The organism is Pseudomonas sp. TWI923 (assembly GCF_039673365.1).
GTDB lineage: Bacteria > Pseudomonadota > Gammaproteobacteria > Pseudomonadales > Pseudomonadaceae > Aquipseudomonas > Aquipseudomonas sichuanensis.
On sequence record NZ_JBDJLM010000008.1, the window covers coordinates 42,959 to 68,530 of the forward strand.

At 65.2% G+C, this 25,572-nt stretch carries 20 protein-coding genes; 12 read left to right on the top strand and 8 right to left on the bottom strand.

From position 1 onward, the window contains the following. Positions 1-55: 55 nt before the first annotated feature. Complete coding sequence (gene folD / locus ABE459_RS05815) at positions 56-910, top strand: bifunctional methylenetetrahydrofolate dehydrogenase/methenyltetrahydrofolate cyclohydrolase FolD (protein ID WP_110994358.1); 855 nt, start codon at positions 56-58, stop codon at positions 908-910. Positions 911-1,070: 160 nt separating this feature from the next. Here folD and ABE459_RS05820 read toward each other — a convergent pair whose 3' ends face one another. The 6 genes from ABE459_RS05820 to ABE459_RS05845 are packed head-to-tail and all read right to left on the bottom strand — an operon-like array spanning position 1,071 to position 6,989. Further along, positions 1,071-2,810 carry an ABC transporter substrate-binding protein gene (locus ABE459_RS05820; RefSeq protein ID WP_110994359.1) on the bottom strand — a complete coding sequence of 580 codons (1,740 nt, stop codon included), beginning with the start codon at positions 2,808-2,810 and terminating at the stop codon, positions 1,071-1,073. Between the two features lie 38 nt (positions 2,811-2,848). Next, positions 2,849-3,121, bottom strand: coding sequence for a DUF2160 domain-containing protein (locus tag ABE459_RS05825; protein WP_323830586.1), 273 nt, complete (start codon positions 3,119-3,121; stop codon positions 2,849-2,851). A gap of 12 nt (positions 3,122-3,133) precedes the next feature. Beyond that, the gene (locus ABE459_RS05830) at positions 3,134-3,934 is read right to left on the bottom strand and encodes a carbohydrate ABC transporter permease (RefSeq protein ID WP_323830570.1); all 801 of its coding nucleotides are present in this window, start codon (positions 3,932-3,934) and stop codon (positions 3,134-3,136) included. Positions 3,935-3,937: 3 nt separating this feature from the next. After that, on the bottom strand, positions 3,938-4,801 hold the full coding sequence (locus ABE459_RS05835; RefSeq protein WP_125463461.1) for a sugar ABC transporter permease: 864 nt from the start codon (positions 4,799-4,801) through the stop codon (positions 3,938-3,940). Further along, the gene (locus tag ABE459_RS05840) at positions 4,798-5,895 is read right to left on the bottom strand and encodes an ABC transporter ATP-binding protein (RefSeq protein ID WP_125858115.1); all 1,098 of its coding nucleotides are present in this window, start codon (positions 5,893-5,895) and stop codon (positions 4,798-4,800) included. The genes ABE459_RS05835 and ABE459_RS05840 overlap by 4 nt, the downstream gene beginning before the upstream one ends. Beyond that, the gene (locus ABE459_RS05845; RefSeq protein ID WP_125463459.1) at positions 5,895-6,989 is read right to left on the bottom strand and encodes an ABC transporter ATP-binding protein; all 1,095 of its coding nucleotides are present in this window, start codon (positions 6,987-6,989) and stop codon (positions 5,895-5,897) included. Before ABE459_RS05845 ends, ABE459_RS05840 begins: the two co-directional genes overlap by 1 nt. A 224-nt stretch (positions 6,990-7,213) precedes the next feature. Between ABE459_RS05845 and ABE459_RS05850 the strand changes: the two genes are divergently transcribed. From ABE459_RS05850 to ABE459_RS05890, 9 genes are all read left to right on the top strand, one after another. Beyond that, positions 7,214-8,983 carry a sigma-54-dependent Fis family transcriptional regulator gene (locus ABE459_RS05850; RefSeq protein WP_323830569.1) on the top strand — a complete coding sequence of 590 codons (1,770 nt, stop codon included), beginning with the start codon at positions 7,214-7,216 and terminating at the stop codon, positions 8,981-8,983. A gap of 238 nt (positions 8,984-9,221) precedes the next feature. Beyond that, on the top strand, positions 9,222-10,139 hold the full coding sequence (locus ABE459_RS05855) for an arginine deiminase-related protein (protein ID WP_323830568.1): 918 nt from the start codon (positions 9,222-9,224) through the stop codon (positions 10,137-10,139). An 18-nt stretch (positions 10,140-10,157) separates the two neighbouring features. Continuing rightward, complete coding sequence (locus tag ABE459_RS05860; protein ID WP_323830567.1) at positions 10,158-11,204, top strand: ornithine cyclodeaminase; 1,047 nt, start codon at positions 10,158-10,160, stop codon at positions 11,202-11,204. A 371-nt stretch (positions 11,205-11,575) separates the two neighbouring features. Then, complete coding sequence (locus tag ABE459_RS05865; protein WP_110994367.1) at positions 11,576-12,358, top strand: ABC transporter substrate-binding protein; 783 nt, start codon at positions 11,576-11,578, stop codon at positions 12,356-12,358. Between the two features lie 97 nt (positions 12,359-12,455). Next, complete coding sequence (locus tag ABE459_RS05870; protein WP_323830566.1) at positions 12,456-13,163, top strand: ABC transporter permease; 708 nt, start codon at positions 12,456-12,458, stop codon at positions 13,161-13,163. Next, on the top strand, positions 13,160-13,873 hold the full coding sequence (gene hisM, locus ABE459_RS05875) for a histidine ABC transporter permease HisM (RefSeq protein WP_125463453.1): 714 nt from the start codon (positions 13,160-13,162) through the stop codon (positions 13,871-13,873). The genes ABE459_RS05870 and hisM overlap by 4 nt, the downstream gene beginning before the upstream one ends. A 4-nt stretch (positions 13,874-13,877) precedes the next feature. Continuing rightward, entirely contained in the window at positions 13,878-14,690 is an 813-nt protein-coding gene (locus ABE459_RS05880; protein WP_223277214.1) for an ATP-binding cassette domain-containing protein, read from the top strand. A 13-nt stretch (positions 14,691-14,703) separates the two neighbouring features. Then, on the top strand, positions 14,704-15,195 hold the full coding sequence (locus ABE459_RS05885; RefSeq protein WP_110994370.1) for an Lrp/AsnC family transcriptional regulator: 492 nt from the start codon (positions 14,704-14,706) through the stop codon (positions 15,193-15,195). 93 nt (positions 15,196-15,288) lie between these two features. Further along, positions 15,289-20,133 carry a DUF6543 domain-containing protein gene (locus tag ABE459_RS05890; protein ID WP_323830565.1) on the top strand — a complete coding sequence of 1,615 codons (4,845 nt, stop codon included), beginning with the start codon at positions 15,289-15,291 and terminating at the stop codon, positions 20,131-20,133. A 3-nt stretch (positions 20,134-20,136) separates the two neighbouring features. On the opposite strand, the gene ABE459_RS05895 is transcribed toward ABE459_RS05890, so the two are convergent. Then, positions 20,137-21,861 (bottom strand): GGDEF and EAL domain-containing protein, encoded by a 1,725-nt coding sequence (locus ABE459_RS05895; protein WP_125463451.1) that lies wholly within the window; start codon positions 21,859-21,861, stop codon positions 20,137-20,139. Between the two features lie 12 nt (positions 21,862-21,873). Further along, positions 21,874-23,439, bottom strand: a complete 1,566-nt coding sequence (locus tag ABE459_RS05900) for a PAS domain-containing methyl-accepting chemotaxis protein (protein ID WP_323830564.1) — start codon at positions 23,437-23,439, stop codon at positions 21,874-21,876. 275 nt (positions 23,440-23,714) lie between these two features. Here ABE459_RS05900 and ABE459_RS05905 point away from each other — a divergent pair, with 275 nt between their 5' ends. Both ABE459_RS05905 and ABE459_RS05910 read left to right on the top strand, forming a co-directional pair. Then, complete coding sequence (locus tag ABE459_RS05905; protein WP_125463449.1) at positions 23,715-24,029, top strand: helix-turn-helix transcriptional regulator; 315 nt, start codon at positions 23,715-23,717, stop codon at positions 24,027-24,029. A 209-nt stretch (positions 24,030-24,238) separates the two neighbouring features. Continuing rightward, positions 24,239-25,549, top strand: coding sequence for a C4-dicarboxylate transporter DctA (locus ABE459_RS05910; RefSeq protein WP_110994375.1), 1,311 nt, complete (start codon positions 24,239-24,241; stop codon positions 25,547-25,549). The last annotated feature ends 23 nt before the right edge of the window (positions 25,550-25,572 follow it).

The window sequence follows — 25,572 nt, forward strand, 5'->3', positions numbered from 1 at the left end:
CGTGCGAGAATGCGCGCTTCTTCATGTTTCCTTCTCGATGGTTAATCACGCGTCTATGACTGCACACCTTATCGATGGCAAGGCGATCGCCGCCAACCTGCGCAAGCAGATCGCGCAACGTGTCGCGGAGCGCCGCCAGCAGGGCCTGCGTACGCCAGGCCTGGCAGTGATCCTGGTCGGTACCGACCCGGCCTCCCAAGTCTATGTCTCGCACAAGCGCAAGGACTGCGAAGAAGTCGGCTTCATCTCGCAGGCCTTCGACCTGCCCAGCGAGACCACCCAGCAGGCCCTGACCGAGCTGATCGACCGCCTCAACGACGACCCGGCCGTCGATGGCATCCTGCTGCAGTTGCCGCTGCCCGCGCACCTGGACGCCTCGCTGCTGCTCGAGCGCATCCGCCCGGACAAGGACGTCGACGGTTTCCACCCGTACAACATCGGCCGCCTCGCGCAGCGCATCCCGCTGCTGCGCCCGTGCACCCCGAAGGGCATCATCACCCTGCTGGAAAGCACCGGCCAGGACCTGTACGGCATGAACGCGGTCATCGTCGGCGCTTCCAACATCGTCGGTCGCCCGATGGCCATGGAACTACTGCTGGCCGGCTGCACCGTCACCGTCTGCCACCGCTTCACCAAGGACCTGGCCGGCCACGTCGGCCGTGCCGACCTGCTGGTGGTTGCCGCCGGCAAGCCGGGCCTGGTCAAGGGTGAGTGGGTCAAGGAAGGCGCGATCGTCATCGACGTCGGCATCAACCGCCAGGAAGACGGCAAGCTGGTCGGCGACGTGGTCTACGAGACCGCCCTGCCCCGCGCTGGCTGGATCACCCCGGTACCCGGCGGCGTCGGCCCGATGACCCGCGCCTGCCTGCTGGAAAACACGCTGTATGCCGCTGAAGAGCTGCACAAGTAAGTTGGCGTAAAGCGAAAACGGCACCTCTGGCAGGTGCCGTTTTTTTTGCCTGGCGTTTTTGCAAAAAACCTATCGCGGGGCAAGCCCGCTCCCACGCCATGCAACGCCGTGCAGCGTGGGAGCGGGCTTGCCCCGCGATGGGGCCCGTGAAGCTAACCGATCACTTGCGCGCCGCCTCCCACGACTTGAGCAGTTCGTTGTAACTGACCGTTTCGCCCTTGGGTTTCTCGTTGGCCAGTTTCGGCTTCGGCGCCCCCGGCTGGTCGAACCAGTACTGGGCATCCTTCTCGGGGTTGAGCTTCGGCGCACAGGTGGCCTGAGCGTTGGAGCGCTGCAGCCGCTCCATCATGCGGTCCTGATCCCGCGCCAGGCCGTCCAGCGCCTCTTGCGGCGTCTTCTCGCCACTGGCCACCTCGGCGATATGGCTCCACCACAGCTGCGCCAGGCGCGGATAATCCGGCACGTTGGTGCCGGTCGGCGTCCACTGCACCCGCGCCGGGCTTCTGTAGAACTCCACCAGCCCGCCCAGCTTGGGCGCCAGGTCGGTCATGGCCTGGGAGTTGATGTCCGACTCGCGGATCGGCGTCAGGCCGACGACGGTCTTCTTCAGCGACACGGTCTTGGAGGTGACGAACTGGGCATACAGCCAGGCCGCCAGACGCTGTTTCTCAGGGGTGGATTTGAAGAAGGTCCAGGAGCCGGTGTCCTGGTAACCGAGCTTCATCCCCTCCTCCCAGTACGGTCCCTTGGGCGAGGGCGCCATGCGCCACTTCGGCGTGCCGTCGGCGTTGACCACCGGCAGCCCCGGCTTGGTCATGTCGGCGGTGAAGGCGGTGTACCAGAAGATCTGCTGGGCGATGTTGCCCTGCGCCGGCACCGGTCCCGCCTCGGAGAAGGTCATGCCCTGGGCTTCCTTGGGGGCGTAGGCGCGCATCCAGTCCACGTACTTCTGCGTGGCGAACACCGCCGCCGGGCCATTGGTGTCGCCGCCGCGGGTCACACTGGAGCCCACCGGGTGGCAGTCCTCCACGCGAATGCCCCACTCGTCCACCGGCAGGCCGTTGGGCAGCCCCTTGTCGCCACCGCCGGCCATGGAAAACCAGGCGTCGGTGAAACGCCAGCCCAGCGATGGGTCCTTCTTGCCATAGTCCATGTGGCCATAGACCCGCTTGCCGTCGATCTCCTTGACGTCCTCGCTGAAGAACTTGGCGATGTCTTCGTAGGCCGACCAGTTCACCGGCACGCCCAACTCGTAGCCATACTTTTCCTTGAACTTGGCTTTAAGGTCCGGGCGTTCGAACCAGTCGGCGCGGAACCAGTAGAGGTTGGCGAATTGCTGGTCAGGCAACTGATAGATCTTGCCGTCCGGCGCGGTGGTGAAGGAAATGCCGATGAAGTCCTTCAGATCCAGGGTTGGCGAGGTGTAGTTCTTGCCCTCATTGGCCATCAGGTCGGTAATGGATTCCACCTTGCCATAGCGAAAGTGCGTACCGATCAGATCGGAATCGTTGACCCAGCCGTCATAGATGTTCTTGTCCGACTGCATCTGCGTCTGCAGCTTTTCCACCACATCGCCTTCCTGCAGCAGGTCGTGGGTCAACTGGATACCGGTGATCTCGGTGAAGGCCTTGGCCAGCACCTTGGACTCGTATTCGTGGGTGGTGATGGTTTCCGACACCACGTTGATCTTCATCCCCCGGAACGGCTCGGCGGCCTTGATGAACCACTTGAGCTCTTCGAGCTGCTGCTCCGGGGTCAGGGTCGACGGCTTGAACTCGCTGCCGATCCATTTTTTCGCCGCGTCTTCGTACTGGTCGGCCCAGGCCGTGCCGTGCAGGCCGGCCAGCACCAGCAGTGCGGCCAGGGTCAAATGTCGCCGTTTGTTGTCGTTATCGAACATTGTGATCTCCAGATTGCAGAAGGATCCTTGCCCCAGGCTCAACCCCAGCGCAGCACCACCACCAGCCACGCCAGCGACAGCAGCGAGGCCACCCACAACGGCCAGTCGCTCACCCCCACCACCAGCAGATGCAGGTAGGCGCTGGCCAGCAAGCCGATGAACAGCCGGTCGCCACGGGTCGTGACAATCGGCAGAAAACCGCGACGTTCCAGGCACGGGCGGCGCAGTTCGAACAGGGTCATGCACATCAACAACAGGCCGATCGCCGTGAAGAACAGCGCGGTCGGCAGGGTCCAGGCCATCCACTCCATCATCCGCCCTCCTCACACCCGGCCCAGGGCAAAGCCCTTGGCCACATGGTTGCGCACGAACCAGATCACCAGCATGCCCGGCAGGATGGTCAGCACCCCGGCGGCCGCCAGCACGCCCCAGTCGATACCCGAGGCGGACACCGTGCGGGTCATCACCGCCGCGATCGGCTTGGCGTTCACCGAAGTGAGGGTGCGTGCCAGCAACAGCTCGACCCACGAGAACATGAAGCAGAAGAAGGCCGTCACGCCGATCCCCGAACCGATCAGCGGGATGAAGATCTTCACGAAGAACCGCGGGAAGCTGTACCCATCGATGTAGGCGGTTTCATCGATTTCCTTCGGCACCCCGCTCATGAAGCCCTCCAGGATCCACACCGCCAATGGCACGTTGAACAGGCAGTGGGCCAGGGCCACGGCAATGTGCGTATCGAACAGGCCGATCGACGAGTACAGCTGGAAGAACGGCAGCAGGAACACCGCCGGCGGCGCCATGCGGTTGGTCAGCAGCCAGAAGAACAGGTGCCGGTCGCCAAGAAAGCGATAGCGGGAAAAGGCATAGGCCGCCGGCAAGGCCACCGTCAGCGAGATGACCGTGTTCAGGCACACGTAGTAGAGCGAATTGATATAGCCGCTGTACCAGCTGGCGTCGGTGAAGATCACCCGGTAGTTGTCGAAGGTGAATACCTGCGGCCACAACGTCAGCCCACCGAGGATCTCGCTGTTGCTCTTGAACGACATGTTCAGCAGCCAGTAGATCGGCACCAGCAGGAAGAATAAGTACAACAACAGGGCCAGCGTTTTGCGCTTGCTCATGGCCTACTCCTTGTCGGCGTGGGTCATGGCTGTGTAGAACAGCCACGACACCAGCAGGATGATCAGGAAGTACACCAGCGAGAACGCCGCCGCCGGCCCCAGGTCGAACTGCCCGACCGCCATGCGCGTGAGGGTCTGGCTGAGGAACGTGGTGGCGTTGCCCGGCCCGCCGCCAGTGAGCACGAACGGCTCGGTGTAGATCATGAAGCTGTCCATGAACCGCAGCATCACCGCGATCAGCAGCACATTCTTGAGCTTCGGCAGCTGGATATGGCGAAACACCGCCCAGCCCGATGCCCGGTCGATGCGCGCGGCCTGGTAGTACACGTCGGGGATGGCACGCAAACCCGAATAGCACAGCAGCGCCACCAGCGAAGTCCAGTGCCACACGTCCATCACCAGCACGGTGACCCAGGCGTCAAGCGGGTCGCCGGCATAGTTGTAGTTGACCCCAAGCTTGGCCAGCGTCGCGCCGAGCAGACCGATGTCGGCGCGGCCGAAGATCTGCCAGATGGTGCCCACCACGTTCCACGGGATCAGCAAGGGGATGGCCATGAGGATCAGGCACACCGACGCCATGCGCCCACGGGTCGGCATGGTCAGGGCGATGGCGATACCCAGCGGGATTTCGATGGCCAGCACGCACCCGGAATAAATGAACTGGCGCAGCAGCGCATCATGCAGCGCCGGGTCGCGCAGCACCTGGCGGTACCAGTCGGCACCGACGAAGTAACGGTTGGAGGCATCGAAGATGTCCTGCACCGAGTAGTTGACCACGGTCATCATCGGGATCACGGCGCTGAACGCCACCAGCAGGAACACCGGCAGCACCAGCCACCAGGCCTTGTTGTTCGGCACCTTGTTCATGCCTCGGCCTCCACCAGCAGATCGTCCAGGTAGAGCATCAGCCATTGCGGCGGCAGGCTTACCCAGGCCCGGCCATGGGGCACCACCCGGTCCTCGCCCAGGCGCGCCTTGAGGGTCACCCCCGCCAGCACCAGCGTGAGGATGCGGTAGGTGCCCAGGTCCTCCACGTCCACCACGCGCGTCTCGAAAGCGTTGTCGAAGGGGTGCTCCCACACCTGCACGAACTCCGGACGGATGCCCACCTGCAAACGCCCGCCTTCAGAGGTTGCCAGGCGCTCACGCACCCCCTCGTGCAACACCAGATGGACATCGCCAAAGCTCACGCCGTCGGCCTCGGCGCGCACATCGATCAGGTTCATCCCGGGGCTGCCGATGAAATAGCCGACGAAGGTATGCCGGGGCCGTTCGAACAGCTCGCGCGGGGTGCCGAACTGAACGATGCGCCCGGCGTGCATCACCGCGATCTTGTCGGCGAAGGTCGAGGCCTCCAGCTGATCGTGGGTGACGTAGATCATGGTGATGTTGAACTGCTCGTGGATCTGCTTGAGCTTGCGCCGCAGCTTCCATTTCAGGTGCGGGTCGATCACCGTCAGCGGCTCGTCGAAAAGGATCGCCGAAACGTCGTCGCGCACCAGCCCGCGGCCCATGGAGACCTTCTGCTTTTCGTCGGCGCTGAGGTTGCGCGCGCGCTTGTGCAGCACCGCGGTCAGCTCCAGCACCTCGGCGATTTCCTCGACCCGCGCACGCACCCGCGCCTCGTCCAAGCCCTGGTTGCGCAGGGGGAAGGCCAAGTTGTCGAACACCGTCATGGTGTCGTACACCACCGGGAACTGGAACACCTGGGCGATGTTGCGCTGCTGCGGGGTCAAGGCGTTGACCACCTTGCCGTCGAACAGCACCTCGCCATGTGAGGGCGCCAGCAGGCCGGAAATGATGTTGAGCAAGGTCGACTTGCCGCAGCCCGACGGCCCGAGCAAGGCATAAGCACCGCCCTGAGCCCACACATGCTCCAGCTCATGCAAGGCGTAGTCGTCGGCGCTTGCGGGCGAGCGGCTGTAACTGTGGGCCAGCTGGTGCAGGCGGATCTCGGCCATCAGGCGCTCCTCGCGTCGCGCAGGCGTGGCGCCTGCACCAGGGTGTCGCCGCTGTCGAAGATGAACAGCTTGTGGGTGGGGACGAACACACGGATCGGCGTGTCCACCTGATATTCGTGCACGCCCGGCAGATGCAGGGTCATGCGCCAGTGCTCGTTGCGCACATGCAGGAAGGTTTCCGAGCCGCTGATCTCGGCCAGCTCCACCAGCACCGCCAGCTCCAGGTCATCGTCGCGCGAGGGCACCAGGGTCAGGTGGCCGGGGCGGATGCCGAAACGATACTCGCCGTCCGCCAGCTCACGCAGGTCGGCCGTGCGGGCAAAGTGCACGGCACCGGCCAGGCTCACCTCGTTGCCGACGATGCGCCCGGGCACCAGGTTGATCGGCGGCTCGCAGAACAGCTCGGCGGCCAGCACGCTGGCGGGCCGCTGATACACCTCGGTGGTGCGGCCGCTCTGGATCACCCGGCCCTCGTGCAGCAAGGTGGTGGTGCCACCCAAGGCCAGCGCCTCGTTGGGCTCGGTGGTGGCATACACGGCGATGCAGTTGCGCTCGGCGAACAGGCCGCGCAGCTCCTGGCGCAAGCCCTCGCGCAGCTTGTAGTCGAGGTTGACCAAGGGCTCGTCGAACAGGATCAGCGAGGCGTCCTTGACCAATGCCCGGGCCATGGCGGTGCGCTGCTGCTGGCCACCCGACAGTTCCAGCGGCAGGCGCCCGAGAAAGGGCTCGATGCGCAACATCTCGGCGGTTTCGCGCACCCGCCGCTGGATGTCCGGTTCGGCCATGCGCGCCTGGCGCAACGGCGAGGCGATGTTCTCGAACACCGTGAGCGTGGGGTAGTTGATGAACTGTTGATAGACCATCGATACGTTGCGGCTGCGCACCGGCCGCCCGGTGACATCCTCGCCATCCATCAGCACCCGGCCGCTGTCCGGGCGGTCGAGGCCGGCCATCAGGCGCATCAGGCTGGTCTTGCCGGCCAGGGTGCGGCCCAGCAGCACGTTGAACGAGCCGGGCTCGAAGCGCAGGCTGGCGTCGTCGATCCACAGCTGGTTGTCGACACTGCGGCGTACCTGCTCCAGCACCAGGGACATGGCGTGGCCTTCTTGTAATGGTTGTCCAGCCCACTCAGCCAGTTCCGTGCCAGCCCGGCATAACCGCTCTAAACCTGCATCTTGCGCCCGGGCACGGCACCCGGCCTGTACAGATGTGAACAGTTTCGCTGAACAACTGAACACCCTCGGGTTTGACATTGAACAGCACTGAACGACACTCAATCGCGGTCGCCAATAAAAACAACACCCCACAGGACAGGCCCATGGCCCACTCCGTTTCGACCCACGCCCAACTGATCCAGGCCTCCTGGGCGCGCTGCCGCGAGCACGGCCTGCAGCCCCAGCAAACGCCCGACTTCGATTGCCTGACCGGTGCCGAGCTCGATGCCCTGCTCGAACGCAACCAAGTGCTCCTGCGCCTCACCCATGACGATGTGCTGCCGCAATACGCGCACCTGCTGGGCAACGCCAGCCACCTGGTGATGCTCGGCGACGCCAGCGGCTGCCTGCTCGGCGCCTGGGGTACCCGGCGCTTCGTCGACCCGCGCCAGCAGCACGCCTTCACCCCCGGCGCACGCTGGCGCGAACAAGGCGTCGGCACCAACGCGCTGGGCACGGCATTGGTGTGCGGCGAGGCCATCCATGTCGGCCAGGACGAGCACTACCTGAGGCAGAACCGCTACATGGCCAGCGCTGCCGCACCGCTGTTCGACGCCGAGCGGCGCCTGGTCGGCGTACTCGACGTGGCCAGCGACGGCTACCTGCCCGCCGCCCAGACTCTGGGCCTGGTACGCATGCTCAGCCAGAGCCTGGAGAACCGGCTGATCCTCGCCGGACCCGGCGAGCAGCATTGGCAGCTGCTGTTCAACACCGGCGCCGACAACCTCGACAGCCCCTGGGCCGGCCTGCTGTTGTTCGACGAGCGCGGCGAGGTGCGTGCGGCCAACCACCGCGCAGGCAGCCTGTTGGGCGTCGACCCGCGCCACCTGAACCTGACGCAGCTGTTCCAGGTGCCGTTGCGGCAGATCCTCGAACACACCGAAGGGCGCCCCTTCGCCCTGCTCGCCCATGGCCGCCAGCGCCTGCATTGCCAATGGCAGGGACCGCGCCGGCCACCCGCGCGCCGTGTGCCAAACGCCACGGATGCGCGTGTGAGCAAGGCGCTGGCCCAGGCCGGTGTGCTACTGGAGAAGGACATCCCGCTGCTGGTCCAGGGCGAGACCGGGGTAGGCAAGGAGGTGTTCGTCAACGCCCTGCACCAGGCCAGCAGCCGGGCGCGCCAGCCGCTGATCGCGGTCAACTGCGCGGCGATCCCGGCCGAACTGGTGGAGTCGGAGCTGTTCGGCTACGAAAAAGGCGCCTTCACCGGCGCCCACCATAAAGGCAACCCTGGGCTGATCCGCAAGGCCGACGGCGGCGTGCTGTTCCTCGACGAAATCGGCGACATGCCGCTGGCCACCCAGGCCCGCCTGCTGCGTGTACTGCAGGCCCGCAGCATCCAGCCGCTGGGCAGCGGCGAGCCGGTGGCGCTGGACATACGCGTGGTGTCGGCGAGCAACCGCGACCTCGCCGCCGAGGTGCGTGCCGGGCGTTTTCGCCAAGACCTTTATTACCGCATCGCCGGGTTGACCCTGGTGCTGCCGGCGCTGCGCGAACGCAGCGACCGCCGCGCGCTGATCGAAGAGGTGCATGGGCGCCATCGCGAGCCCGGCCAGCCCGAACGCCTGGCGGATGATGTGCTGACGATGCTGGAGCGGCATCCCTGGCCGGGCAATCTGCGTGAGCTGGTCAGTGTGATGCAGGTGGCGCTGGCATTGGCTGGTCATCAGCCGGTCGGGGTGGAGCATCTGCCGGACAGCTTTCTGGCTGAAGCCGGGGAAAGCGCAGTGCATGAACACGCCCCGAACGACCTGGGCAAATTACTGCAGCGTGCCAATGGCAATCTCTCTTCTGTAGCCAGAGCATTGGGGATTAGCCGCACGACCCTTTACAAGCGTTTGCGCGAACAGGGCCTGGTGGTTTCCAACGAGTGATGCAGTGCCTGTACCGGCCTCATCGCTGGCAAGCCAGCTCCCACAAAGATCCTGCAATAGCGCACGCCACCTTGTGGGAGCCGGCTTGCCGGCGATGAGGCCAGCACAGGCACAACAGATTCCGCTGCCAAACCCGCCATTTCAGCTGAACCCGCCGCCCACCCCACGCGCTTCAGCCGGGATTTCGCCCTGATCCGCCCGACAATGGTCGCACAGCCCACCCGTGGATGCGTGCCCAATGCAAACAACAAATACCGTCCTCATGATTCGCCCGGCGCGGTTCGCCTTCAACCCGGACACCGCCGTCAACAACCGCTTCCAGCAGGCCCCTCTGGACCCTGATACCGCCAGCGCCAAGGCCCTGGAAGAGTTCGACGGCTACGTCGCCAGCCTGCGCCAGCACGGCGTCGAGGTGCTGGTGGTGCAGGACACCCCCGAGCCGCACACGCCCGACTCGATCTTCCCCAACAACTGGTGGAGCAGCCACGCCGACGGCAGCCTGGTGCTCTACCCGATGGAAGGCCAGAACCGCCGCCTGGAGCGCAGCAAGGGCGTGCTGCGGGCACTGGACGAGCGCTTCACCATCAAACAGACCGTCGATCTGAGCCCGCTGGAACAGCAGAATCTGTTCCTCGAAGGCACCGGCAGCATGGTCCTGGACCGCGAACACCGCATCAGCTATGCCTGCCACTCCGGCCGCACCCACGAACAGGCCCTGCGTCAGTTCGCCGAGCAGCTCGACTACCGCCTGTGCCTGTTCCACGCCGTCGACCGCCAGCACGCGCCGATCTACCACAGCAACGTGATGATGAACGTCGGCCGCCAGCTCGCCGTGGTGTGCCTCGACGCCCTGCCCCACGCCGGCGAACGCCAGGCCCTGGAGCACTCGCTGCGCGAGACCGGCAAGCAGGTACTGGCGCTCAATCACGACCAGCTGGAGAACTTCGCCGGCAACATGCTCGAAGTGCACGACCGTGACGGTCGCTCGCTGCTGGTGATGTCGCGTAGCGCCTGGCGCTCGCTGGACGCCGACCAGCGCAGCCAGGTCGAGCGCCACAGCCACCCGCTGGTGGTGAACATCGACCATATCGAACGCATCGGCGGCGGCAGCGCACGCTGCATGCTCGCCGAAGTCCACCTGCCCTCGCGCCACTGAATTCAAAGGAGAATCACCATGACCCGCTATATCGACGTGCAAGACCTCGCCCGCCTGGTCAATCGCAAGGGCCTGCCCACCTGCCTGGCAGAAATGGCCGAGTACATCCGCCAGGACTACCTGCGCTGGCACGACTTCGAAAAATGCCCACGCCTGGCCAACCACTCGCCGGACGGGGTGATCGAGCTGATGCCGGTGTCCGACGCCAGCCTGTACGCCTTCAAGTACGTCAACGGCCACCCCAAGAACACCCACAACGGCCTGCTCACGGTGATGGCTTTCGGCGCCCTGGGCGACGTCGATACCGGCGCGCCGGTGCTGCTCAGCGAGATGACCCTGACCACCGCGATTCGCACCGCCGCCACCTCCGCCCTGGCCGCCCGCTACCTGGCGCGCAAGGACAGCAAGCGCATGGCGCTGATCGGCAACGGCTCGCAAAGCGAGTTCCAGGCCATCGCCTTCCACACCCTGCTGGGCATCGAGGAAATTCGCCTGTTCGACATCGACCGCGCGGCCTCGGAAAAACTCGCGGCCAACTTGGCCGGCTACCCACAGCTGAAACTGACCATCGCCGCCAGCGTGGCCGATGCGGTGCGCGGCAGCGACATCGTCACCACGGTCACCGCCGACAAGGCCTACGCCACCATCCTCACCCCGGAAATGATCGAGCCCGGCATGCACCTGAACGCCGTGGGCGGTGACTGCCCGGGCAAGACCGAGCTGCACCGCGAGATCGTCGAGCGGGCCCGGGTGATCGTCGAGTACGAACCGCAGAGCCGTATCGAAGGCGAGATCCAGCAGATGCCAGCCGATTCGCCGACCACCGAGTTCTGGCAGGTGGTCGAAGGGATCGCGGCCGGGCGCGAAAGTGCCGAGCAGGTGACGCTGTTCGACTCGGTCGGTTTCGCCATCGAGGACTACTCGGCGCTGCGCTATGTGCTGGATGTGGCCAAGGCGCTGGACATTGGCCATGACATCAACCTGGTGCCGGAGCTGGCCAATCCGAAGGATCTGTTTGCCCTGCTGCAGCCGGCGGCAGTTGAACGCAAGGCCAGCGCTGCCTGATCGATTGCCTGGGGCTGCGCTGCAGCCCATCGCCGGCAAGCCGGCTCCCACCTCGTTCGCGCTGGTTTCAAGACCTTCACCGTACCTGTGGGAGCCGGCTTGCCGGCGATGGGCCGCAAAGCGGCCCCGGCATCGGAGCCAGACAGAAACCGCTGTCGCACTTCCATAAATCCTTGTCGCAACAGCCGATTCGGCTGCAACAAGCAACTCAACAGCCGAATCCGGCCCCGCGCGCGCAGGCAAACGACACAAAAAACCGCTCTACCTCGCGCATTCTGACCGCGACCAACGAGTCACCCACAAGAACAGTTACAGAGCCACACGCTTGCACTGCCCCTACTTCCAATAACAACACCCAGGGACCTACACCTATGCTCACCCTACGAAAACGCCTCGGCGTGCTGCTGTTCTCGTTGTGCGCCACCACCGTTGCCCAGGCCAAGGAATGGACCGAGATCCGCTTTGGCGTCTACCCCGAATACCCGCCCTTCGAATCCGTCGCCGCCGATGGCAGCCTGCAAGGCTTCGACATCGAACTGGGCAACGCCATCTGCGAAAAGCTCCAGGTCAAGTGCACCTGGGTGCACAACGAATTCGACGGCATGATCCCCGCCCTGCGGGCGCGCAAGTTCGACGCCATCATGTCGTCGATGGCCGTCACCCCGGCCCGCCAGAAACAGATCGATTTCACCAACCGCCTGTTCCTCAGCCCCACCTCGGTGATCGTGCGCAAGTCCGCAGGCTTCGGCGACACCGTCGAATCGCTCAAGGGCAAGCAGGTCGGTGTGCTGCAAGGCTCGCTGCAGGAAGCCTATGCCCGCGCCGTGCTGGCACCGCTGGGCGCCCAGGTCAAGGCCTACCAGGCCCAGGACCAGAACTACGCCGACCTGATGAACGGCCGCCTCGACGCCACCGTCACCGACAAGCTCGAAGCCCAGCTCAACTTCCTCTCCAAGCCCGAAGGCGCCGACTTCAAGAGCGGCCCGGCGATCAAGGACCCGAGCTTGCCGCTGGACATCGCCATGGGCCTGCGCAAGACCGACCCGGAGCTCAAGGCACTGCTCGATAAAGGCATCGCCATGATCCACGCCGATGGCACCTACGCCGCGATCCAGAAGAAGTACGTCGGCGAGCTGGACATCTACAACGAGTGACCTACAGCGCTGATCGCGGGGCAAGCCCGCTCCCACGGGCTCACCACTGCGTGGGAGCGGGCTTGCCCCGCGATGGCCTCCCCGCGAGATCCCTGTCATGAACGACTTCCTCTCCCACGGCCTGCAGGGCTTCGGCCCGTTGCTGGCCCAGGGCACCTGGATGACCCTCAAGCTGGCCCTGCTGTCGCTGGCCGTCAGCCTGCTGCTGGGCCTGGTCGGTGCCAGCGCCAAGCTGTCACGCTCCAAGCTGCTGCGCATCCCGGCCACCCTCTACACCACGCTGATCCGCAGCGTCCCTGACCTGGTGCTGATCCTGCTGATCTTCTACAGCATGCAGATCTGGCTCAACGACCTGACCGAGGCGCTGGGCTGGGACTACGTGGAGATCGACCCGTTCGGCGCCGGGGTGATCACCCTGGGCTTCATCTATGGCGCGTACTTCACCGAGAACTTCCGCGGCGCCATCCTCAGCGTGCCGGCCGGCCAGCTGGAAGCCGCCACCGCCTATGGCCTGAGCCGCGCGCAGCGGTTTCGGCTGGTGCTGTTCCCGCAACTGATGCGCTTTGCCCTGCCGGGGCTGGGCAACAACTGGCTGGTGCTGCTCAAGTCCACCGCGCTGGTGTCGATCATCGGCCTGGCCGACCTGGTCAAGGCCGCGCAGAACGCCGGCAAGACCACCAACGACATGCTGTTCTTCCTGTGCATCGCCGGGCTGGTCTACCTGGTCATCACCACCTTGTCCAACCAGCTGCTCAAACGCCTTGAGCGACGCTACAACATCGGCATCAGGGAGCTGGCGCGATGATCGAACTCCTTCAGCAATACGGCCCGGCCTACCTGTACAACGATGGCAACGGGTTTTCCGGGCTGACCATGACCCTGTGGCTGTTCGTGGTCAGCATGGTGCTGGGCCTGCTGCTCTCGCTGCCGCTGGCCCTGGCGCGTACCTCGCGGCATGTCTGGCTGCGCCTGCCGGTGCAGCTGTACACCTTCGTGTTCCGCGGCACGCCGCTCTATATCCAGCTGTTGATCTGCTACACAGGCCTCTACAGCCTGCAGGTGGTGCGCGAGCACATGCTGCTCGACCAGTTTTTCCGTAACGCGCTCAACTGCACGCTGCTGGCCTTCGTGCTCAACACCTGCGCCTACACCGTGGAGATCTTCGCCGGGGCCATCCGCAACCTGCCCGCCGGCGAGCTGGAAGCGGCCCAGGCCTATGGTTTGCGTGGTTGGAAACTCAACCTGTTCCTGGTGCTGCCGGCGGCCCTGCGCCGTTCACTGCCGGCCTACAGCAACGAACTGATCCTGATGCTGCACGCCACCTCCCTGGCCTTCACCGCCACCGTCGCCGACATCCTCAAGGTGGCCCGCGACGCCAACGCCGCGACCTTCCTGACCTTCCAGGCCTTCGGCGTGGCCGCCCTGCTGTACATGCTGCTGTCCTTCGCCCTGGTCGGCCTGTTCCGACTGGCCGAGCGCCGCTGGATGCGCTTCCTTGACCCTGCCCGAGGCTGACCTGATGACCGCTACCGCACTGCCACTCACCCACTTCGCCCAGGCCCCGAGCACCCATGCCCAGGCCGGCGCCATCAAGCTCAGCGTCGACGGCCTGCACAAGCACTACGGCGAGCACCAGGTGCTCAAGGGCGTATCGCTGCAAGCCCGCAAGGGCGACGTGATCAGCCTGATCGGCGCCAGCGGCTCGGGCAAGAGCACCTTCCTGCGCTGCATCAATTTCCTCGAACAGCCCAACGCCGGCAGCATCACCCTCGACGGCCAGACCCTCGACCTGAGCAAGGGCACCCCGCCAGCGGCCCAGCTGCAGAACCTGCGCACACGTCTGGCCATGGTGTTCCAGCACTTCAACCTGTGGAGCCACCTGACGGTGCTGGAGAACATCTGCCTGGCGCCGCGCAAAGTGCTGGGCATCAGCGCCAGCGAAGCCGAGGCACGGGCGCGCAAGTACCTGGACAAGGTCGGCCTGCCGGCACGCGCCGCAGAGCAGTACCCGGCGTTTCTGTCCGGTGGCCAGCAGCAGCGCGTGGCCATCGCCCGCGCCTTGGCCATGGAGCCGGAAATCATCCTGTTCGACGAGCCCACCTCGGCGCTCGATCCCGAGCTGGTCGGCGAAGTGCTCAAGGTGATACAGACGCTCGCCGAGGAAGGACGTACCATGCTCATGGTCACCCACGAAATGGGCTTCGCCCGCCAGGTCTCGAGCCAGGTGCTGTTCCTGCACCAGGGCCTGGTCGAAGAGCACGGCAGCGCCGAAATCCTCGACCAGCCACAGAGCGAGCGCCTGCGGCAGTTCCTCTCCAATCGCCTGAAGTGAAGTCACGCCGTATATGGATACCAAGGCCACCACACCTGCCGCCGCACCGCTGGACCGCATCGATGAAGCCATCATCGACGTGCTGCGCCACCACGGACGGATCACCTACGAGAAACTCTCCACCCTCGTGCACCTGACCCCCAGGCCCTGCCTGGAACGGGTGCGCAAGCTGGAGCGGCGTGGGGTGATCCGCGGCTACGGGGCGATCATCGACCTGCAGCAGGTCTCCCCGGGCCTGTCGCTGCTGGTGCTGGTGGCCTTGTCCAACCAGAGCGGGCGCTCGGCCCAGCGCGCTTTCGAAGCCACCGTGCGGGCCTGCCCGCAGGTGTACGAATGCCAGCTGATCAGCGGCCACTTCGACTACAGCCTGCGCATGCGCTGCCGCGACATGGAGCATTACCGGGTGCTGACCGAGACCTGGATGAACAACGACGAGCTGCACATCGACAAGCTGGTCGCCCACCCGGAACTGGCGGCGGTCAAGAGCACCGCACCGCAGCTGTAACCCGTAGCCGACGGCCAGGTAGCAACTATGTAACCCGGCCGATCGGCTTGCACTCACTACCCTCGCTGCTCCCTCAAGACTGGAGCAGCACCGATGACCCACTCCCCCCTCTCGCCTCACCTCGCCTTCATCCATCACCGCCTGCCGCAGTGGATGGCAGGCGCCACCGCGGCCGAGCGCAAACAGCTCGAACGGCGGGTTCGCGCCAGCCACGCGGCGATGCGCCGTGTGCACCAAGCCCTGTCACCCGTGCAAGGCATCGAGGCATTCTGCCGTCCTTTGCTCGAAGAGGCGCTGTCACGCTGGTTCCCCGGGCGCGACTTGCCGACCGTAGAGCACGGCTGGGTCGGCCTGGGCAACCGTACATCGTCCTGGATGGAAGCGGCCCTGCAGAACTTCGAGGCGAACACCCCCATCGAGCTGTACGCGTCCACCTCTAGCCTCAAGCGCTTCGGCAGGGACAACAACACCGTAACCAGCGACGCCCACACTTTCGTCAGCGGCGTGCGAAATCTCGACCTGGGCCAACGCTACCGCTATCACCTGCAAGACCACATCGACACCGCTGACTTTCGCGAGATACTGCGCCAGCACGACCGTGCTGCCTTCGCCGCCGAGCTGACTCAGGCGTCGCTGCAAGGGCATCTGCAGCCACACGCCGCGCTCATGGGCGAGACTGTCTACGCCGGCCTGGCAGACTCAGCCCGTCTTCAACTTCAGTGTGGGTACCTGAGCGTGTTCGGCATTCCCTTGAACGGGCCGATGCTGATCCGTGACCAACCCAAGGACAAGATCGAAGCCTGCCTGCTGTACCTGCCGGGCCACCCCCACCAGCCCCTGCGCCAATACCCTTCGCTGCAGGCTGCAGGCACCGCGCTCACGCAGTTGCTGCGCCAGCAGGACGAACGCGCCTTCTTCAGCCGCTACGTCAGCCATGTCGAACAGCCCCGTTTCGCTGCCCGCCTGCGCGCCACCCTCTATCCGCGCTACCCGTACGCCGAACTGCATCCGACACCCCCAGTGCTGGAGAAGGGTAAGCATTTCAGCTGGATCAAGCGCGCCTTCCCCGCCCCCACCGATCTATGGCAGGAAACCCTGGACCTCAACGCGCGCCTGGAACTGAACTTCACCCCCTGGACCAAGGATGCGTTCGTCGAACGTGCCCGCACACAGGTCGAACAGCGCCTGGCCGACGCCGCGGCCATTGCCGTACCCGTGGCGCAGCGCGATGCCGCGGCCCAGCTGGCCCGCGTCGAGCAGTGGCTGGGCGTCGGGCTGAACGTGCTCAATGTCGCTGGCTTTTTCGTGCCTGCACTGGGCGAGCTGCTGCTGGTCATCGGCGGCGCCCAGATCGTCGACGAGTTTCTCGAAGGCGTGCACGCCGCCAACGAGGGCGATGCGGACGCCGCCATCGGTCATCTGTTCAGTGTGCTGGAAAACCTCGCGTTGTTCGCCGCCCTGGGCGCCGCCGGCCATTTCGCCGAACCTCACGGCGCACTGCACGACTGGTCCCGGATCGGCACGGGCGAGGCACAGAAGTTATGGCCTGGGGAGCTGACCCCCTTCGCTCGCCCACGCCCCTGGCCGCAGGAGCAGGTAGCGGACAGCCGTGGCCTGTATCACTGGCAAGAGCACCTCTGGCTGGCGCGCGACGACATGGCAATCCCGCTTGAGCAGGCGAAAGACGGCAGCCTGAGGCTGGCGCCAGTCAAGGGGCTGCGTCACCCCCCCGAACTGCTGGGCAACGGCCAGGGCACATGGCTACTTGAACATGATCGGCCGCTGGCGTGGCCAGACGAAACCTTGCTGGGCCGCCTGGGCCCCGCAACGGAAAAACTGGATGCCACCCGGCTCGAACAGGCTTTGCGCTGCAGCGGCTATGACAGCGCGACATTGCGTCGGACGTTGGTGGATCACCGGCCGATACCGGCGCTGCTGCTCGACAGCCTCGAAGCACTGGGCGGGCGCCCAGCCCTCGCCCCGGCCAAGCCATCACCAATGGCCCGCGTGGTGGCACGCGACTTCCCAGGGCTGAGCCACAACGCCCGCACAGAGATCGTCGCCCAGGCCAGCCCCACCGACCTGAAGCTGTTCCAACACACCGAACGGCTGCCGCTGACAGTGGCCGAGACTGCCCGTTTGTATCTGCGCGAAAGCCGAATCGGCAGAGCCCTGGCCCGCTTCCATCAAGACAGCGGCCCAGTCAATGATCGCGATACCCTGGTGTTCGCCATGCTCCCGCGCCTGCCTGGCTGGACCGGCAACCTGCGCATCGAGCTGCGCGCCAGCGTGCCCAAAGGTGAGCTGCTCGCAGCTACGGGCAAGCCTGGCCGCCCCACCAAAGTGCTGGTGCGAACCGAGCGCGGCTACAAACCCTACGACGAGCAGGGCAACGAGCTGGCGGGATACGAAGACCTGCACAGCGCCCTGCTGCACGCGATGCCCGACAGTGAGCGCAATGCGCTCGGCCTGCACACCCACGAAGGGCCTTCACTGCGTGACAGGCTGTTCGAGCTGGCCGCCAGCGACAGACGCCGTGCTGCCCTCGACCTGGGCATGATGCCGGTACGCCCCCAATACCGCCTGCCGAGCCGCCTGCCGGGCGAACCGCGCATCGGCTATCGGCTCAGCGGACGGGGCCAGGGCTGGATGAACGATGATGAGCTGTTCGATCAGCTCTACCCCGCTACGCCGGAGGGTGACCGGGAAATGCTGCGCCAACGCCTGCGTTACCAAGCGGGGCCACTACCAGGCGCATTCGGGCGCCTGCTGGAGCGTCTGCAGGTGGAGTACCGCCGGCTCGATGCCGCACTACAGCGCTGGGTGCACGTTTCCGAAGGCCTGACAGTCGGTGCGTTCGAACAACAGCGGGCGCTGCGCGAAGCTGCTGCCCAGCGCATTCGCAGCGCATGGCGCCGAGAGAGTGCGCAAGGCCCGCATGACAACCTCGACGACATCAACCTGGTGATCGAAGGGGCCGGGCTCACCAGCCTCCCCACCCTCCCGGTGCGCCTGCACCACATCCGCCTGCTGAACCTCAATGGGCTCAACGCCATCGACATGAGCGGCCTGGATACCTTCCTCGGCGCGTTTCCTCGTCTGCAACTACTGGACCTGGCAGAGAACAACCTCGAGCACCTGCCCCAAGCCTTGGCCCAGATGGGCGAACTGCAAGGGCTGGATGTGTCGGAAAACAACATCGACCTGGATGATGAAGCCAACCTGTCGCTGCTCGCCGGCATGGGAAACCTGCAACGCCTCAACCTCACCGACGGCATTCGCGGCCTGTCGGTGGCCACGCTTGAGCGCCTATCGGCGTTGCCATCATTGTCCTGGTTCCAGGCCGACCTCAACGAACTGGTGATGACCGCCGAACACTTTCAGGCCCTGCAGCGTTGGCCAGCCTTGCGCGGGCTGAGCCTGGGGCAGAACGCGATCGTGCTCGACGAGGCCGGACGCACCGCGCTTGCTGGCCTCGATCACCTGCAGATGCTGGTGCTCAATGAAAATCCCCTGGGCCTGGCCCCCGATCTCACTGGCTGGACGCAGCTGCAACAGTTGGACCTGGAATTGACCAATATCAGCCAATGGCCAGTGGGGCTCGAGGCTCTGATGAACCAGGAGCCGCTGGAGCTGCGCCACCTGGACCTGAGCGCCAACGAACTGATCGATGCACCTGACCTGCTGCACACAGCCTACGCTCGCGCGGTACGCGAAAGCCATCCGGGCATCGCCTACGCCTTAAATGGCAACCCCTTCAGCGACGTGGCCCTTGGCAACCTCGTCGACGCAGGCTTCAACGTTACCGCGCCAATCGGCCAGGGCCACCTATGGGCGGCCGACTGGCCCGAAGAACTTCAGTCGCATATCAACAGCACCGCCCAGGACCCGCAGTGGCAGCCACTCTACGAGCTGCTGCAACGGCTGCCCGACACCCTGGACTTCCAGAACGCGCCCGTCACCATGACCCAGCGCATGCAGCGTGTGTTGCAACTGCTGGCGACGGACGAAGCCGGCGCCGTGGAGGGCGGCTGGGGACGGGCGCAGGTCCAGCAGCAGATCATCGACCTGCTCAATGACGCCACCGAGGAGTGCGTGGACCAGGCCATCGTGCTGTTCCAGCAGGTCGAGACCGAGGTGACGGTGTGGCAGACCGTCAGCCATGCCACGGCGACCGATGCCGATGAACAGGTAGCGGTACGCAGCACCCAGGCACTGTTGCGCCAACGCCTGCTGGACGAGCGTATCGGTGCACTCTATCAGGCTCGGCTGGCTCGGCGCCGCGCCATCAGGGCGGACGACTACCAACCAACGCAAAACCCCGCCCCGGCCTTGCACGGCGACGATGACATCGACGATGCCGAACTGACCAGCGACCATCCCGACGAACTGGAAATGGCCCTGATGGCGCGCATCCAGTTACGGCAAAGGCTGCACCTGCCGCCGCAACCGCAGACCATGCGTTTCCCGCAGATGGCCCACCTCAGCGAGGCGACCCTGCAGCGGCTGGCTGATGCCGTGCGGGCCGGCAGCGACTCGACGACGCTGGTCGAGTGGTCGGTCAGCCAGCCGTTCTGGCAGCGATGGGTACGGCGCCTGCGTCCGCAAGCCTTCGAAGCGCTCGCCGAACGCTGGGCGGGGGCTGGCGAATACTTCGACAGCCTCAGCGAGCCCGCCCCCGACGCCGGCGCCTACACCGGGCCAGCGGTGCCCTCGCGCTACATCGATGCACTGGAAAACCAACCGGGCCATGTCCAGGGGCCCACCTGGCGCCGCGATGGCGTGGTGCAGCGCGTCGACCTGGTATCGGGCCATTACCAAAACGAAAGCGCGCTGTACCATCGCGCGGCCGAACTGCTGCTCGACACCCGCAAGGCCGACGAGGCGGCATTGCTGCGCGAGCTGACCGAAGTCATGGTCAACACCTACTCCGACTGACCCTTACCGGCACGGCGGATCGCATTGCGCCTGCTGGCCGTCGTCGGCCGCCCACTGGGGCGGCTGACGATAGCCCGACACCCATCCCGTTACGGCGTCCCCCGGCATGGGCCGGGCGATGCCGTAGCCCTGGGCCAGCTCGCAACCCAGCGCCATCAGCGCACATCCGTGCTCCACACTTTCCACACCCTCGGCCACCACCTCGCGGCCAAAGGCCCGGGCCAGGCCGATCACCGCAGTGGTCAGCGCCAGGTCGTCATGATCATGGAGGATGTCGCGTACGAAGGACCTGTCGATCTTGATGGTCTGCGCCGGCAGGCGCTTGAGGTAGCTCAGCGAGGAGAAGCCGGTACCGAAGTCATCCAGTGAAAAGCTCACCCCGAGCGCGCGGCAGGCGTCAAGGCAGCGGCCCACGCGGGCCAGGTTGTCGATCGCCACCGACTCGACGATTTCCAGGTCCAGCCGCGCAGGCGGTACCCCCGGATGACGCGCCAGCAACTGGGCCAGGCGTTCGGTAAAGTCACCGCGCTGCAACTGCCGGGCGGCGATATTGACGCTGACGGACCAGTCACATCCGCTCAAGCGCCACTGCTGCAATTGACTCAAGGCCTGGTCGATGACCCATTCGCCCAACTCGACGATCAGGTCGGTCTGCTCCACCAGCGGCAGGAAATCCCCGGGGGGCACCGGCCCTTTGGAGGGATGCAGCCAGCGCAGCAGCGCCTCGAAACCCATCACCTGGCCACTGCGCATGTTCACCTTGGGCTGGTAGTACAAGCACAACTCACCTTCACGCAGGGCCCGACGCACCCGCGCCACGGTCTGGTGGGTGGCCTTGAGCTCTTGCTCCTGGGACACGTCGAACAGGTGATAGCGGTTGCGCCCGCGCTGCTTGGCCACATACATGGCCTGGTCGGCATGACGCACCAGGGTGTCGGTGTCTTCATCGTCCTGGGGGTACAGGGTCACGCCGATGCTGGCGCTGAGGCTCAGCGAGTGCTCACGGACCGCATAGGGCGCGGCCAGCGCCTTCAGCACCCGCTGCAAGGCCGCCTGCAACTGCTGAGGCCCCTCGACATAACGCAGGATCAGCACGAATTCGTCACCGGACAGCCGCGCCACCGCATCGCCGCCCCGCAGGATGCCCTGCAGGCGCTTGGCGACCTGCACCAGCAGCAGGTCGCCGACGGCATGGCCGTAACCATCGTTGACCGCCTTGAAACCGTCCAGATCGAGCATGCATACCGCCAGCGGCACATCCTCGCGCCGGGAGAACGCCAACGCCTGGTTGAGCAGGTCGGACAGGTAGGCGCGGTTCGGCAGGCCGGTCAGTACGTCATGCCCGACACGCCACTGCAGGGTGTGCAGCAGCTGGCGCTTCTCGGTGACATCGAAGCGGATCGACACGTACTTGCGGACCTTGCCAGTGTGCGGGTCGATTAGCGGCACCATGGTGCTGTCGACCCAGTACAGCGATCCGTCCTTGGCCCGGTTGCAGATTTCGCCCTTCCACACCCGGCCGGCCGCCAAGGCCCGCCACATGTCGAGGAAGAAGCTCGGCTCATGCAGGCCGGAATTGAGGATGCGGTGGTTGGCCCCCAGCAGTTCCTCGCGGCTGTAGCCGGAAATGCTGCAGAACTGCTGGTTGACGTAAGTGATCCGACCCTGCAGGTCGGTCTCGGAAAAGATCGCAGCCGCATCCACGGCTGCGCGATAGTTGTCGTCCATAACCTTGGCAACCTAGCGGTTGAAGCGCTCCACCAGGGCGCGCAATCCGGCGCACACCTGTTCCAGTTCGGCACCGCGCGAAGCGGCGGCGTTGGCGTGACGAGCACTCTGCTGAACTGTGCCGGCCACCCCGTTGATCTGCCGCGAGACATCCTCGGCCACTGCTGACTGCTCCTGTGAAGCCGCCGCCATCTGCTGGCTCATGTCGCTGATGCGCGACACAGCCTGGCGGATGCCCTGCAAGGCCTGCTGGGCCTGGGCGACCTGAGTCACGCCCTGGCCTGCGCCGTCGATGCCCAGGCTGGCGATGTTCACCGCCTGCTCGGCACCGCTGCGCAGGGTGTCGATGATCGTCTGGATATGCAGGGTGGACTGGCGGGTCTTGTCGGCCAGCGCGCGCACCTCGTCGGCCACCACCGCAAAGCCACGCCCCTGTTCGCCGGCGCGGGCCGCCTCGATGGCGGCATTGAGCGCCAGCAGGTTGGTCTGCTCGGCGATGGCGCGGATCATCCCGGCGGCCTCGGCGATGGCACCGGTCTGACCGGCCAGGTCGTTGACCGCCTGGTTGATCTGCCCGACCGTGTCGGCCAACCCGCGAATGGCCGCGCCCGTGGCATCGGCGACCTGGCTGCCCTGCTCGGCCAACAGGTGCGCGGTGTGCGCCTCTTGCGCCGTCAGTTGCACATGGCCGGCCACTTCGCCAATGGAGGCGGCCATCTCGGTCATGGCCGTGGCAGTGAGGTCGGTTTCGGCGCGCTGTTCGAGCAGCGCCGACTCGGTACCGCGCGACAACCGCCCGGCATCCTGCGCGGCGTCGGCCATCTGCGTGGCAAGGTCGCTGAGGCGGGTAAGCGCGGTTTTCAGGCGCGCCTCTTCGCTGATCAGGATCAGCTCCAGCTGCCCGGCGGCACCGGCCTGGTCGCTGTAGGTCAGCGCCACCAACGGGTCGCTGAAGGTGTTGCCGGCGCCCTCGGCGATCCCCCGCAAATAGCGGCGCATGCGGCTTTGGGCCCAGACGCCGACACCGGCGAACAACGCCAGGGTCAGTGCCTGGGCCGGCAGGCCCGGCCACAGCTGGTTGGCGCCGATGGCCAGCGCGCCGGCAAGCAATGGCACGGCCATGGCACGCTGCAGCAACACCAGGCGCCGTGCGGGCGACAAGGCAGCCTTGCCCGCCCGCAACCGGGCATACAGCGCCTCGGCCCGGGCTACCTGCTCACGGCTGGGGCGCACGCGCACCGATTCGTAGCCGACCACCTGGCCGTTCTCCAGAATCGGCGTGACATAGGCACTGACCCAGTAGAAATTGCCGTTCTTGCAGCGGTTCTTGACGATACCCATCCAGCTCTGGCCGGCCTTGAGGTATTGCCACATCAGCTCGAACACCGCCTCGGGCATGTCGGGGTGGCGCACCAGGTTGTGCGGGCTGCCGATCAGCTCGGCCTGGCTATAGCCGCTGATGGCGGCGAACTCGGCGTTGCAGTAAGTGATCAGGCTGGCCGTGTCGGTGGCCGAAATGAGCCGCTGGTGTTCGGGGAAGCTTTGCTCGACCGGGTTGACCGGGAGGTTCAGACGCACGATGCAACTCCATTCGCGAACGGCCCGACGAGCGACCAGACGGGATGTCGGGGCATCGGAACGGTTCATCCTGGATCAGCTCAAAGTACCCAACAGCAGCGTGTCGCGGTCCGAAAGGGCCCGTTTCCCCCTGGAGGGATACTTGAATGACTGATCAGTCAAAGGTGGCGATTCTACGAATTCCATCACATTTTGCAAATAAAGGTGATGAATCGTGGCGTTGCGCTAAGCGAATAGATATCGTTAAGTGCTTGATTCTAAATGGGAATTGAGCGATGACGAGTTCTGGCCTCGGTCCTGCCCTGCGCCGCTACCGCAAACTGGCGGGCTTCACGCAAGCGCAACTGGGCGAACTGACCGGTTTCGACCCCAAGACCATAAGCCGCTTCGAAACCGGCACTTACACCCCCAGCATCGAGGCCTTGAGCGGCTTTGCGGATGTTCTGGGGGTGAGACTCAAAACCTTCTTCGTCGAGCCGGACGACGAAGAAGAGCAGCGTGCCTACCTCTTCCGTGCCATCCACAGAGCGCCCCCCAAGGACCTGGGCAAGCTGATCGTCGCCATCGATCAGGTCCTCGCAAAGCCCTGAAATTCCCCCGCGCACCACAGCAGAGCAGAGTCGACAGCACTGCACCACAACTGGTCAGACCGGTATGGCCAAAAAATCTTGCAATCAGGCAAATTTAGGCGTTACATGACCCTCGCAGTGAACAAACCGGTAAGACCACAATAATTAAGTCCTGCACTCTTTCGCTCCGTGTGGCTGGGGGGCAAGGACACCGACCCGAGATCCCTCCCATGCTCAAATGGTGTTCGCGTTCGATCTTCCTCCAGGTTGTGCTCGGCCTCGCCCTAGGCGTTGCCTGTGGCCTGAGCTTCCCCGACCTGTCCCTGCAACTCAAACCCCTGGGTGACGGCTTCATCAAGCTGATCAAGATGCTCATCGGCCTGATCGTGTTCTGCGTGGTGGTCAGCGGTATTTCCGGCGCCGGCGACCTGAAGAAGGTCGGGCGCATCGGCCTCAAATCAGTCATCTACTTCGAAGTGCTGACCACCCTGGCCCTGGTGATCGGCCTGGTATTCGCCTTCACCAGCGGTATCGGCAGCGGCGCCAACATCCACCTCGACCAGCTCTCCAGTGCCGATGCCGGCGCCCTGGCCGACCGTGGCGCGCATATCCACAGCACCACCACCTTCCTGATGGACCTGATCCCCACCTCGGTGGTGGGCGCCTTCGCCGACAACAACATCCTTCAGGTGCTGTTGTTCTCGGTGCTGTTCGGCAGCGCGTTGAACCTGGTGGGTGAATCGGCCTCGGGCATCTCGCGGCTGATCAACGAGCTGAGCCATGTGATCTTCCGCATCATGGGCATGATCGTGCGCCTGGCGCCGATCGGTGTGTTCGGTGCCATCGCCTTCACCACCAGCAAATATGGCCTGAGCTCGCTGCAGCACCTGGGCGGCCTGGTGGCGCTGTTCTACCTGACCTGCGCCGGGTTCGTGCTGATTGTCCTGGGTACCGTGATGCGCCTGTCGGGCCTGCGCCTGCTGCCCTTCATCAAATACCTGCGCGAGGAATTGAGCATCGTACTGGGCACTGCCTCCTCCGATGCCGTGCTGCCGCAGGTGATGCGCAAGCTCGAGCACTTAGGGATAGGCAGCTCCACCGTCGGCCTGGTGATCCCCACTGGCTACTCGTTCAACCTCGACGGCTTCTCCATCTACCTGACCCTGGCCATCGTGTTCATCGCCAACGCCACCGGCACGCCGCTGGCCATGAGCGACCTGCTGACCATCCTGTTGGTGTCGCTGGTGACTTCCAAGGGTGCCCACGGCATCCCAGGCTCGGCCTTGGTGATTCTCGCCGCCACCCTGACCGCGGTACCGGCGATCCCGGTGGTGGGCCTGGTGCTGGTGCTGGCGGTGGACTGGTTCATGGGCATCGGCCGGGCGCTGACCAACCTCATCGGCAACTGCGTCGCCACCGTGGCCATCGCCCGCTGGGAGAAGGACATCGATCTGGACCGCGCCCACAACGTGCTGGCCAACAAGCCAGGCTTCGCTCATGCCCCCCGCAAGCAGGGCCAACCCCATCAACAGGAATTCTAAGCCTGAACCGGCCGGCGCTCAGC